The sequence below is a fragment of the Streptomyces olivaceoviridis genome (assembly GCF_014650115.1).
Classification (GTDB): domain Bacteria; phylum Actinomycetota; class Actinomycetes; order Streptomycetales; family Streptomycetaceae; genus Streptomyces; species Streptomyces olivaceoviridis.
In genome coordinates, this window is the sequence record NZ_BMUI01000049.1 from 23778 (window position 1) to 35079 (window position 11302).

Below are 11302 nucleotides of genomic sequence, written 5' to 3' on the forward strand. Positions count from 1 at the left end.
CCAGGGTGCTCGCGGGGCTGAACGATCTCGGTGCGGGTGCGCCGCCGGTGTCACTGGCCGCAAGGGCCTGAGTGGTCACAGTACGGCTGCCGGCGGCTGCGCGCGCAGCCGCACAGCACGGCCCTGGTTTCGGCGCGCTGCCCCTCATCGGTGTCCAGGGTCAGCTCACCGCGCACGATCAGCTGCCCGGCGGGGGTCCGGGTGATCCGGGTGGGCCGGTCCGGGCTTTCCGCTCCGTTGTCCGCCGGCGCGTACTGGAGCGCTCCTGTCGGGCAGCGGCGCACCACTTCGGCCACGCGGCCGGCAGGAGCGCCATCCAACCTGATCCATGGGCGCCGGTTCACGTCGAAGACCTCGGGGAGGCCCCTGACGCACTCGGCGGCGTGGAGGCAGCGCCTTGCCTCGTACGTGACGGTGATCTCCCGCGTCTCGTAGGCCTTCTTCTGCGGCGCGGTGTTCGTGTCGGTCACCTGCGCCGGCTCGGCCGGACGCTCAGTCACTGACCTTGCTCCGGTTCTGGTACAGCAGGTCGGCGTACTCGGGGTGTCGGTCGATCCAGCCCGCGTAGAAGGGGCAGGTGGCGAGGACCCGCAGCCCGGCGGCGCGGGCTTCGTCGAGAGAGGCCCGGACGAGCGCGGAGCCGATTCCCAGACCCTCGTGTGCCGGCGACACCTCCGTGTGGACGAACGCGATCAGCTCCGCCGTACGGATGTACTCCGCGAACCCGGCGACCTCGGGCCCTTCGTCCACCCGCGCCTCGTAGCGGCGAGCCTCAGGCGCGTCGACGATTTTGACTGTCACTTGCTCTCCTTGGTACCCGGTTCATTCGCCAGACGCGAGTTCGAGTTCGTGGCGCTTGTTGACTCTTCGACGAAGCTAATCAGCGCGTATTGACGTGTCAACTATTGCTGGAGTGCGTTCGCGTGTCGGCGGCGATGCGACGCGGCCCTGCGCAGCGCGTCGGAGCCGCTGCGGGACGCCCCCTGGTCGGTGCCATCGAACAGGAGAGCCGCGTGCGCGGGTGGGTACAGCGGCGCCGCCTTCTCCGTTGCTTGCGTCAGGGAGAGCGGGCTCGGCACGCCGTCGTCGGCGGAGGCCGGACCGGTACGGTACCTACCGCCCCCTTGCCGCGCGCGACGACTACCTCGACGTCCCGTTCCAGTCAGCCCGGAGTTCACCGTGGACGGATGACCTGTCCGACGACGGCAGCACCCGTCTGATCGACGCAGCTGGAGCCTGGGGAACGCCGACACGAAAGTGCACAGGGCCGGAGCCCGTGGAGTCATACCGATCCGAGCAGCGGTCCGTCGAGAATGCCCTTCTCCGCGAGGTAGAAGGCGAGACCGCCAACGGGGGCGAGCACGGTGCACAGCCAGAAGCGGTGCACCCCGGCGCGCGCCAGATAGGCGGTCAGGAGAGCGGTGAGCACTGCGCCGACGATCAGGAAGACGGTCGCCTCTCCCCAGTAGTGAAGCGTCAGACCCAGCCAGGCCCCCTCCCCCAGCACCACCATCGCGATGACCGCCCCGGCCACCGCTCGCAGGTCCCCCCGCCCGCGCCGTACCGTCCACCCGGCCCAGCCCAGCAGTGGCCCCCCGACCAGCCCCGCCACCGACCACACGGCGGCGGTTCCGAGCCCTCCGGCCCCGAACGTGTTGCCGAGCGTGGACGCCGCGTAGTAGCTACCGCAGGTGGCGAGCATCATCAACCCCCCTCCCCAGACGGCGAGTCGCCGGACGCGAATCAGCCCGCCGGCCACGGCAGTCCAGATGATCCAGGTGGATGTCGAGTTGGTCGCCCGTTCCAGCAGGGGTGTCGTCCCGTGCAGCGCGTATGTTGCCCAGCCGAGCACCAGCCCGAAGGCCGCGGTCACGGTGAGGACGATGGCGGGGGTGTCGTAACGGGACGTTGTTCCGGTAGCCATGCCCGCACTATACACTTGATGTATACATGCCATGTATAGCTGTCGGTCCCGTCGGCCGCACAGGGCGCGGGGCGTTTGGTTCGCTGCGGTTCAGGCGGCTTGGGGGCCGAGGGGAATGCGACAGGGAATCGCCCCTATGAGGCGGACAGTCACCGCGGACCTTCGGCAGTAGCGGCTCCGGTGCGGCCTCCTGGCTCGCGCCAGACGCGCTTTCGATACGGAGCCGTAGCCACCTGAAGCCAAGGGTAAGAGGGGGGTGACTGACACGTCAACTTTCTCATATGGTGGACTCATGACGGAATCGCCTCGATGGCTGACCCCGGTCGAGGAGCGTGCGTGGCGAGGTCTGCTGCGCATGCACGACCTGCTGGTCGGTCAGGCCGGTCGGTCGTTACAGAGCCAGTTCGGACTGTCCGCGACCGACTACAAGGTGCTGGCCGAGCTGACTCGTTCCACAGACGACCGGTTGCGGGTACTTGAGCTTGCGAAGGTGCTCGGCTGGGAGAAGAGCAGGCTTTCCCACCACATCGCACGCATGACCAAGCGAAATCTTGTCGACCGGGAAGAGTGCGTCGACGACGGCCGTGGAGCATATGTCCGGGTCACTCCGGCAGGGAGAGCCGCCTTGGAGACGGCAGCGCCCCAGCATGCCGCGGATGTGCGGCGCCTGTTCCTGTATCACTTGACCCCAGGCCAGACCGCCCTTCTGGCAGAGATCGCCGAATCGATCATCGAGCAGCTCGACCCCAGCAGTGAAACACGCGCCGGCTGCACTGCCGCCCTCCCGGATGATGACGCACACAGGTGTGTGAGCACCGGCGGCGGGCCGGTGCTCACACGCCCGTTCCCCTGACTCCTCCTCTACGGCCCACCGTCGCCTCGGTACGGCCGGCCCTACAGACGCACCTGCCGGTACCTGCCACTGTGCTCCATGCGGTAGTTGGGACATGACGCCGGAGGTGATACTCCGGAACGGACATCGCCGCGGAGGCGGGAAGCCGGCAAGCGACTCGGGCGCAGACGGCTCACCCTGCGTTGAGATGTCCGGACTGGCTTTGTTCACGAGTTGCGACAGCGGATGTACGCCACTTTGAACAGCACCCCGGCTCGGCCGTTGTTCGATGTTCACGAGAAGCGACAGCACCGTCTGACCCGAGGTCCAAGGCTCCCGGCGTCAGTTCCCTGCTTGCCGGCCCCAGGTGGTCAGCGCCGGCGTGACAAGGGCGAGCCAGCGGGCGCGGGCCGCGGGTGGCTGGTCGGTGGGCGCGGTGGAGAACAGCAGGTAGATGTCGCTGACGGTGACGTCGGGGTGGATGTCGCCGGCGTCCTGGCCGGCTCGGATGAGGGCGGCGACAGCGACACCGGCGCGGTCCTCATCAGCGCGGTCACCCGGCTCCGCGCCCAGGGTCTGGGCAGCGGCCTTGACGGCGCGGTCGGTCACCGACGCCTCGACGACGCGGCCGAGGAACGCGGTCAGCTCATCCACAGCACGGGCGCCGGCCTCGACACGGCCGAGCGCGGTCTCGGCGTCGTCGGCGACGCGGGCGACGTAGGCGGCGACGACCGCCGCGACCAGGTCCGTCTTGGTGGGGAAGTGCCGGTACAGGGTGCCTACGGCCACGCCCGCCGCGGCGGCGATCTCGTCCATGCCGACCTCGGGGCCGTGCGCGGTGATCTGCTCGCCGGCGGCGGCCAGGATCTTCTTACGGTTGCGGACCGCGTCGGCGCGCGGCGCCCTGGCTGGGGTCACGGGAGGTGCCTGCCCTTCCACTTGCATCAATATGAACCTAGGTTCAGTATAGACTATGAACCATAGTTCATCTTATTCGTGAGGACTCTCCGCCATGCCTGCCAAGACCGCCCTCGTCACCGGTGCCTCCTCCGGCATCGGCGAGGCCACCGCCCTCAAGCTCCACGAGCTCGGCTACACCGTCTACGGGGCCGCCCGCCGCACCGACCGGCTGCAGAAGCTGGCCGACCGCGGCATCCGGCCGCTGGCGATGGACGTCACCGACGACGACTCCATGCGCGCCGGCATCGAGAAGATCACCGCCGAGACCGGCCGCATCGACGTGCTGGTCAACAACGCCGGCTACGGCTCCTACGGCGCCCTCGAAGACGTCCCCCTGGACGAGGCCCGCTACCAGTTCGAGGTCAACGTCTTCGGTGCCATCCGCCTGACCCAGCTCGTTCTGCCCCGCATGCGCGCCCAGCGATCCGGCACCGTCCTCAACGTCACCTCGATGGGCGGCAAGATCTACACCCCGCTCGGCGGCTGGTACCACGGCACCAAGTTCGCCCTGGAAGCCCTCAGCGACTGTCTGCGACTGGAGGCCAAGCCATTCGGCGTCAACGTCGTCGTGATCGAACCCGGCGGCATCGCCACCGAATGGGGCGCCATCGCCGCCGACAAGCTGGAGAAGTCCTCCGCCGACGGCGCCTACGCCGCTCAGGCCGCCGCCGTGGCCTCCTCCCTGCGCTCCGAGGCCAATACCAACCGCAACTCCCCGCCCAGCGTCATCGCCGACGCCATCGGCAAAGCCGTCACCGCCCGCCGCCCCAAGACCCGCTACGCCACCGGCTTCGGCGCCCGCCCCCTCATCGCCCTGCGCCGCATCCTGCCCGACCGCACCTTCGACACCGTCATCTCCCGCGCCGTGGGCATGCCCCGCTGAACCCGTCCGGGAGGCACTCGCGACGGGCAGGGTGCTCTCGATCTCGTGAACTGTTCGATTCACCGTGACCGCCCAGGTGCCTCCCGAAATCGCCTACCAGTGCCGTCGTAACTCGTGAACAAAGCCATCCGGACAAAAGCGTTCGACAAGGCGGTGGGTGACGAGGCAGACGGCGAGGCCGACGAAGGCTTCGTGGATGTCGTCTCGTCCTTCCCAGCGGATCCGCGGGCGGCGGAGGCCGCGCAGCCAGGAGATGGTGCGTTCGACGACCCGGCCGAAGACGCCTGGCCGGAGCCGTGCGGCTGGCCGCGGTCCGCGAACAGGATGTCCAGCCGTTACCGCGGGAGCGATGCTCAGGACGTCGAGTCAGCCCAGGCCCGCCGGCGGGCCGTGAACGCACCCCGCCTCGTCGCCCTCGTCCGAGCCGGAGCCCGCTTCGAACGCGGCCACCTCGTCGAACGCCCCGAGACCCTCGCGGCGTGAGGACGAAAGCCGGACCTTGGGAAGGACCGTCATACGCCGACCGCGAGGGCACGATCTGTCCGGGCCGGCGTGAGCACCATGACCGGTCCAGCTCAATCGGACGTCCGACGCAAGACCAGGCAGACGAAGCCCCAGGTCTCCCGGTAGACCCGCAGCCATTCCGAGCGCCGGGCGGTCGCGGTCTCGAGCGCCTGTGAACTGTCGGGATCGTCTGGGTGGTCGAGGGCCCATGAGGCCAGCGACCCCCAGCAGGCCCATTCGTAATCGTCCAGCTCACGGCGCGTGCTGACATGCCCGTCCACAGGAGTCCACCCGTCGGCGACGACCCGGTCCACGGTGGTCGCCAGGTCGGTGAAGTCGCCGAGCATTTCTATGGCCTCCCCAGAAGGCTCTCGGTCCCAGAACCCCTCACCGATCAGGACCCGGCCGCCGGGGGCGAGGTGCTTCCGCGCTGCCGCAAGTGTGGGAAGCAGACCGCCGAAAGCATGCGTGGCCCCGACACCAAGCACCAGGTCGAACGACCGGGGGGAGGCAAAAACCGCGGCGTCCTGGTGGTGCAGGACGAGGCGCTCGTCGACCCCGAGGCGGCTGGCTGCCTCGCGGGCCTGGGCCAAGGCGTCCCGGGAGATGTCGACGCCCTCAGCCTGCAACTCCGGCCACGTGGACAGGCCACGCAAGAGCCATTCCCCGCCACCGCAACCAAGGTCGAGGACACGCTCGTCACCGCGCGGAACGCCGCGCTCCAGCAGCCGGCGGACCGAGTCGTCGTCGAGCGGAGCCTTTATCGGGTGCTCAGCATGGGCGATCCTGGAGATCTGTTCGCGATTCACCGGCGCAGCGTGTCAGCGCCGGAGAGCGAGCGCACCTCGTTTTCGTTGCTGAACGGACCCAGCCAAGGCGACCGCCGATCCACAGGTCTTGACGATTGCTCTGTCCTGTCAGTCGACATGAACGTGGTGACCGCTGCCCGGACGTGCCCGGTCGACCGGGCTGGGACCGCTTTGGGGCCCCGGCGGGAGGCCGTGACGTGGGATGACACGCACAGGACCCCGCACGATGTCTGCCCGCCCGGCGCTCGCGGCCGAGCCCCGGACCAGCTTCGGAGCCGGCTTGGGCAGCAACGGCTCGATGACGACCGCAGTTCGTACGACACGATCCACGGCCGCGACCGACGCGTCCCCACGACCCGGCCGACATCCCGTGTCGGCGGTGGCGAGGGATGGTCAGGCCGGTGCCTCGGTAGCCGCCGTCGGCGATCACCGTGCGGCTGGCCGACGGCGACGACGAGGCGGATGTCGGCGTCGATGGGACCGAGAGCCGGTCCTAGGTGGTCGACGGTCCGGTCGGCCGCCGGCTTCGACACCGAACAGCGGTGCGAGCCGGCGCGGGGTGAGGTTGGTACGCCGGTACGCGGCACCAGTAGCACCCGGTCCTCCAGCGACAGCGACCACGCCCGGTCCTTGCGGACCGAGTCGGCCTTCACGGCGCAGGCGCGGTGATCAGCTTGTTGAACCGCCGCGGGCTCAGCCTGGTGAACGGACCTGTCAACGAGGGATCCGACGCCGCGATCGCACCAACCACGGCGAGATCATCTGAACAGCGTTACGGGCCGACCTCAGAGACCGGCTCGCGAACGCGGCGCGCGTGCCCTGCGGAAGTGCCTGCCGCAAGCCAGGGCCCGCGTCGAGACCACCATCCGGACCACCGACTTCTGCGAGGCAGGGGCTGCCACACAGCGTGGGTCCTCTCGACGTGGGTCCTCTCGACGCTGCGAGAGGAGCGACAGATGCGATCACAGCTGGTGGCGTGGATCGTCGAGGCGCTGCTCCGCGACGATGTAGTCCATGCCCTGCCGTTCCAGAATTCGGACGGTGGACACCACGGTCCTCAGTGCGGTGAGGAACGTTTCGGACTTCTCGTGAGCCTCGAACGCCTCCTCGTCTCGCCATCCTTCGCTCAGGTGGAAGGTGTTCGGATCGGCGAGGTCCTGTGCGAACGCGTAGTAAATACACCCCGGGATCTGCTGTGCCGCCTGCATCTCGGGCAGCACCGCATCGATGAACTTCTGCCGGTCGTCGGGGTGGACGCGGTAGTAGGCAGCGACCACGATCGCGGTCTTCTGTTCCCAGGAACGGGACATCTCCGGGCCCTTTCGCTGAACAGCGGATTGGTTTGTCGGCCCCCCTGCTGATTGCGGGCGGCGCACCGCCCGTTCGCCCTCGGCCGGTGATGTCCGGCCTCACCAGTCGCTCACCACCGGCCGAGGGCTTGGCTCACTTCCCGGCGACCGCCGAGGCCCAGTCGAGGTTCACGCCCATGTCGGAGTACATCTTCGTGTACCCGACGTAGCAGTCGAACCGCTTGACCTTGCCGTCCTGCAGGTACCAGAAGTCGGCGGTCGGGGTGTCGACCCTCGCGCCCGTCGGCTTGACGGTGCCGGCCGGCGTCTGCAGCGCCCCCTTGAAGGTGCCCTGGATCGCCAGTTCGATGCTGATCTCGTCGCCGTTCACCGTGATGCTCTTGAGTTCACGGTGGACGTCGGGGAAGAGCGAGACCATGCGGTTCAGAACATCACCGAGCGCCTTGCCCTGATAGGTGGCGCCGGCGACCTTGTCGTCGAAGACGCCGTCCTTGGTGAAGCTGTTGACGAAAGCCTCGACGTCCAGGCTGTTGCCCTCCGCCACGTGGTACGCGTTCAGGACGACCGCGAGGTTGGCTATCTCATGCCTGGTCAGGTGGCGGTTCGTGAGCGGCAGCGCCGACAGCTGCTGAGGGCTCAGGGCTTCGTGGGCCTGCACGTTGCTGACGGGGTGACCGCCGACAGCACTGCTCGCGGCCTGAGTCGGCGCGGCGGCGATGGCGAGACCGCCCATGCCCACGACGGCGGCCGTGGTGACGATCGTCTTCCAGCGGAAGGACTTCATGTCTGGTTTCTCCACATCGGATCTTCGGGGTTCAAAGCCCGTCGCAGCGGTTTCCCGCCGTACGCGCTAAAAACAAATCAAATGCTTGATTGAGATTAAGGCGGGCACCGTCCAGATGTCAAGCGAACGTTTGATCTACAGGCGTGTGCGGCGTCTGCCTTCCTCTACGAGTGGGACACCGCGGCCCGGCCGGTCGGCGTGAGACGAGTCGTCCAGCCGGTGCGGAAGCCGCTCGTGTCGAAGCCCTACGCGCAGGGGAGCCGGAGTGCGGATGGTCAGCGAGATGGCGCTGCACGTGCACCCGGCGCCCGACCTGGTCCGGCCATAGGACGCGCCTCGGGAACCGTGTCCGCCGCGAGACTCGGCACCCCCTGGAGGCACCGTGCGGCGGACGCCGGCCTCGTGCTTCCCGGTCACGTGCCGCTGCACCGCGGCCCGATCGGCGGGCGCCCCGCCGGAACCCCCTTACCTGACGAGACGGGCGTAGGCCCGCAGTTCCTCCACGAAGAGCCGGGGCTGTTCGAACGCGGCGAAGTGACCGCCCGCGGCGATGTCGTCGTTGAAGTAGACGAGGTTCTCGTACGCCTTCTGGGCCCACACCTTCGGCGTGCGCACCAGCTCGCCGGGGAAGACGCTGACCCCGACCGGCAGGTCCAGGCGCGTCAGGTCGTGGTTGTCCCGGTAGAACTCCCAGTAGAGCCGCGCCGACGACGCACCGGTGTTGGTGAGCCAGTACAGGCTGATGTCGTCGAGCATGCGGTCGTAGCCGAGGAGGGGCTCCGGACGGTGGGCGCTGTCCGTCCAGTCGATGAACTTCTCGAAGATCCAGGCGGCCTGGCCCACGGGGGAGTCGGCCAGGGCGTAGCCGAGGGTCTGGGGACGCGTGGCCTGCTCCTGGAAGTAGCCCGAGTACTGCTGGGCGAAGACCTGCTGCTGGGCGATGGCCGCCTTCTCCTCCGGGGTGCCGTCCCCGAGGGCCGTGTTGGTCAGCATGAACTCCGGCAGGTTGAGGTGCACGCCGAGCAGGCCGGCCGGACGCTGCTTGCCCATCTGGGTGGTGACGGCGCCTCCCCAGTCCCCTCCCTGGGCGATGTAGCGGCGGTAGCCCAGACGCTGCATCAGGGTGATCCAGGCGGAGGCGATGCGCGCGGGGTCCCACCCCGCCTGCGCGGGCCGGTCGGAGAAGCCGTGCCCGGGCATGGAGGGTATGACGACGTGGAAGGCGTCCTGGGCGCTTCCGCCGTACCGCGTCGGGTCGGTGAGTGGACCGATCGTGTCGAGGAACTCCACGAACGACCCCGGCCAGCCGTGGTTGAGGATCACCGGCAGGGCGTCCGGGTGCTTGGACGGGACGTGCAGGAAGTGGATGCCCAGACCGTCGATCCGCGTCCGGTACTGGCCCGCCTCGTTCAGCCGGGACTCCAGCGCGCGCCAGTCGTAGCTCGTGCGCCAGTGCTCGACCAGGCCGCGCAGCCGGCTGAGCGGCACGCCCTGGGAGACGTCGTCGACGGTCTCGCGTTCCGGCAGCCGGGCCGCCGCCAGCCGCCGCCGCAGGTCCACCAGCGCGCCCTGCGGGACGTGGAGGTCGAAACGGGTGATGTCCGGGCCGACGGGCGGCAGGGTGAGACCCGCCACCGACGCGGGCTGGACCGCCGAGGCGTTGTGGGGCAGCCCGACCGACACGGCGGAAGCCGCCCCGACGACGGCGGCCGACCGCAGGAAACCACGCCGCGAGCTCGTCTGCGGTGCTTCCTCGGCGAGAGGTGACGCGATGGTGTGTGAGCGTCTGAACACGGTGTTCTCCGTTGCTCCTGGGTGCTGGTAAGGGTTCATAGGGGCCGTGACACCCGTATCTCGACCGGCTCGGCGTCCGGCATCGGAGGCCGGGAGAGGCCAGTGCCGGACGCCGCTCCCTGCCGGCGTCAGCCAGGGACCGCCGGGTGGTTCGCGTGGTGTGCCCTTGAACGGCAGGGGTCGGACACGGACCTGTGGGGATGCGGTGGGCGCGGGCCCATCCGCAGGCACGGGGAGCAGGACGGCCGGGCCGGGCGTTGGGGTGTGGACATTGGCGGCGACGGGAAACAGGAGGCCGCTACGAGTGGCGACGTCCTTCCCGTCGGGAGAGCAGATAACGATGCCGTAGTGCTACGGCCGCGATGCGCGATGTGTGGCCTCGACCGATCCAAGCTGTCTGTGGTGCGATCATAGGAACCGAATGGATGACATGTCAATCACTTTGAGCATTCATCCAAGCACAGTCACGCCACCACCGAAAGTTGACGTGTCATGTAAATGCTTCCTAGTGTGCGGCTTGAAGGAAGTGTTCACATGCAGCGTCGCCGCAGTCGCCTCATGGTGCTCCACGGCTGCGCGGAGAGTCGAGGGTTCATGTCCGACAACGAGAAGATCATCAGGGACGCCTACCAGGTGGCCGAAGTCCAGGACATCCCCGGGTGGATCGCCGGCTTCACCGAGGACGGCACCTTCACGGACGAGTCGGTCGGCATCACCTACCGCGGCCAGGAGGTCGGCGACCCCGTGGTCAACTACGCCATGGCCTTCCCCGACATGCACCGCGAACTGTACGACGTCTACGTACAGGGCGACATCGTCATCGTGGAGCTGTCCCTGAACGGAACGCACAACGGGCCCCTGAACACGCCGATGGGAGTCATCCCGCCCACCGGCAAGACCATCAAGGTGCCGTGCTGCGACGTGTTCAGGCTGCGTGAGGGCAAGATCGAGTCGTTCAACTGCTACCCGTCCGGCACAGTCCTGTTCGGCCAGCTGGGCGTGCTGACCAACCTGGAGGCCGCCGTCACCCAGTGACCCGTCCGGGGCGGTCCGACGGCCAGCGTCAAGGTCCGTGCCGTCCGCCCCGAAGACCCGGTCGGTACACACCGCCCGTCAGCCTGCACGCGCACGGCACGGGCTCGGTCTTCGGTGACGCCCACACCCATGACCGGCTGGTACGCGACCCGGCCGTCGGCGTCGGTGCCGCGGTCGTGTTCCCCGAGTACGAGCGAGGAGTTCGCCGAGGAGGGGCGCGGTCGCATCACCGTCTCTCCGCTGCGGGCGAGCCTGAACCTCGCCGGCGGAGCGGTCGGGCAACGGAGCGGTGGCAGGTACGAGGTCACACCTGCCACCGCTTCGGCATGTCCGGCCGCACCACGGCACCGCCACACAGCCGTACCACCGCCCGGTGGATGACCCGTCATCCAACTAGTTGACACGTCACCTTTCGGGGTCTACGGTGATTGAAGATTGAACGGAACGGTGGCCCCACCAGACCACCC

Annotated in this window: 11 protein-coding genes and 3 pseudogenes; 5 read left to right on the forward strand and 9 right to left on the reverse strand. The window is 68.5% G+C overall.

The genetic code is table 11. The features are described from left to right. Nucleotides 1-50: 50 nt before the first annotated feature. From IE273_RS40985 to IE273_RS40995, 3 genes are all read right to left on the reverse strand, one after another. Nucleotides 51-500 (reverse strand): (4Fe-4S)-binding protein, encoded by a 450-nt coding sequence (locus tag IE273_RS40985; protein WP_229888096.1) that lies wholly within the window; start codon nucleotides 498-500, stop codon nucleotides 51-53. Further along, nucleotides 493-801 (reverse strand): GNAT family N-acetyltransferase, encoded by a 309-nt coding sequence (locus IE273_RS40990; RefSeq protein WP_189820194.1) that lies wholly within the window; start codon nucleotides 799-801, stop codon nucleotides 493-495. Before IE273_RS40990 ends, IE273_RS40985 begins: the two co-directional genes overlap by 8 nt. Nucleotides 802-1282: 481 nt before the next feature. After that, entirely contained in the window at nucleotides 1283-1924 is a 642-nt protein-coding gene (locus IE273_RS40995) for a DUF6518 family protein (protein WP_189820195.1), read from the reverse strand. Nucleotides 1925-2279: 355 nt separating this feature from the next. Between IE273_RS40995 and IE273_RS41000 the strand changes: the two are divergent. Beyond that, a pseudogene (locus IE273_RS41000) lies at nucleotides 2280-2672 on the forward strand (MarR family winged helix-turn-helix transcriptional regulator); the annotation flags it as partial. Nucleotides 2673-3098: 426 nt separating this feature from the next. Here IE273_RS41000 and IE273_RS41005 read toward each other — a convergent pair. Beyond that, on the reverse strand, nucleotides 3099-3674 hold the full coding sequence (locus IE273_RS41005) for a TetR/AcrR family transcriptional regulator (RefSeq protein WP_189820196.1): 576 nt from the start codon (nucleotides 3672-3674) through the stop codon (nucleotides 3099-3101). A gap of 94 nt (nucleotides 3675-3768) precedes the next feature. Here IE273_RS41005 and IE273_RS41010 point away from each other — a divergent pair, with 94 nt between their 5' ends. Together IE273_RS41010 and IE273_RS45505 are read left to right on the forward strand one after the other, a co-directional pair. Further along, on the forward strand, nucleotides 3769-4599 hold the full coding sequence (locus IE273_RS41010; protein ID WP_189820197.1) for an oxidoreductase: 831 nt from the start codon (nucleotides 3769-3771) through the stop codon (nucleotides 4597-4599). A 114-nt stretch (nucleotides 4600-4713) separates the two neighbouring features. Beyond that, on the forward strand, nucleotides 4714-5082 hold the full coding sequence (locus tag IE273_RS45505; protein WP_189820207.1) for a hypothetical protein: 369 nt from the start codon (nucleotides 4714-4716) through the stop codon (nucleotides 5080-5082). 92 nt (nucleotides 5083-5174) lie between these two features. Here the strand turns inward: IE273_RS45505 and IE273_RS41020 are convergent, their stop codons facing one another. The 5 genes and pseudogenes from IE273_RS41020 to IE273_RS41035 all read right to left on the reverse strand — a co-directional run bounded on the left by IE273_RS41020 (nucleotide 5175) and on the right by IE273_RS41035 (nucleotide 9689). Then, nucleotides 5175-5912: an SAM-dependent methyltransferase gene (locus IE273_RS41020; protein WP_189820198.1), complete on the reverse strand. Its 738-nt coding sequence runs from the start codon at nucleotides 5910-5912 to the stop codon at nucleotides 5175-5177. A 361-nt stretch (nucleotides 5913-6273) separates the two neighbouring features. Then, nucleotides 6274-6663, reverse strand: a pseudogene (locus tag IE273_RS44440) (helix-turn-helix domain-containing protein); the annotation flags it as partial. A 211-nt stretch (nucleotides 6664-6874) separates the two neighbouring features. Next, nucleotides 6875-7222, reverse strand: a complete 348-nt coding sequence (locus IE273_RS41025) for a putative quinol monooxygenase (protein ID WP_189820199.1) — start codon at nucleotides 7220-7222, stop codon at nucleotides 6875-6877. A 133-nt stretch (nucleotides 7223-7355) separates the two neighbouring features. Further along, complete coding sequence (locus IE273_RS41030) at nucleotides 7356-8006, reverse strand: nuclear transport factor 2 family protein (RefSeq protein WP_189820200.1); 651 nt, start codon at nucleotides 8004-8006, stop codon at nucleotides 7356-7358. A 465-nt stretch (nucleotides 8007-8471) separates the two neighbouring features. Continuing rightward, complete coding sequence (locus IE273_RS41035) at nucleotides 8472-9689, reverse strand: epoxide hydrolase family protein (RefSeq protein WP_229888097.1); 1218 nt, start codon at nucleotides 9687-9689, stop codon at nucleotides 8472-8474. Between the two features lie 705 nt (nucleotides 9690-10394). Here IE273_RS41035 and IE273_RS41040 point away from each other — a divergent pair. Together IE273_RS41040 and IE273_RS44445 are read left to right on the forward strand one after the other, a co-directional pair. Continuing rightward, nucleotides 10395-10835, forward strand: coding sequence for a nuclear transport factor 2 family protein (locus IE273_RS41040; RefSeq protein ID WP_189820202.1), 441 nt, complete (start codon nucleotides 10395-10397; stop codon nucleotides 10833-10835). Between the two features lie 3 nt (nucleotides 10836-10838). Next, nucleotides 10839-11029 (forward strand): annotated as a pseudogene (locus IE273_RS44445) (esterase); the annotation flags it as partial. Nucleotides 11030-11302 lie beyond the last annotated feature (273 nt).

Coding starts and splice junctions, on each gene's coding strand:
- IE273_RS41025 (WP_189820199.1), bottom strand. CDS start 7,222: ATGTCCCGTTCCTGGGAACAGAAGACCGCGATCGTGGTCGCTGCCTAC.
- IE273_RS40995 (WP_189820195.1), bottom strand. CDS start 1,924: ATGGCTACCGGAACAACGTCCCGTTACGACACCCCCGCCATCGTCCTC.
- IE273_RS41040 (WP_189820202.1), top strand. CDS start 10,395: ATGTCCGACAACGAGAAGATCATCAGGGACGCCTACCAGGTGGCCGAA.
- IE273_RS41030 (WP_189820200.1), bottom strand. CDS start 8,006: ATGAAGTCCTTCCGCTGGAAGACGATCGTCACCACGGCCGCCGTCGTG.
- IE273_RS41010 (WP_189820197.1), top strand. CDS start 3,769: ATGCCTGCCAAGACCGCCCTCGTCACCGGTGCCTCCTCCGGCATCGGC.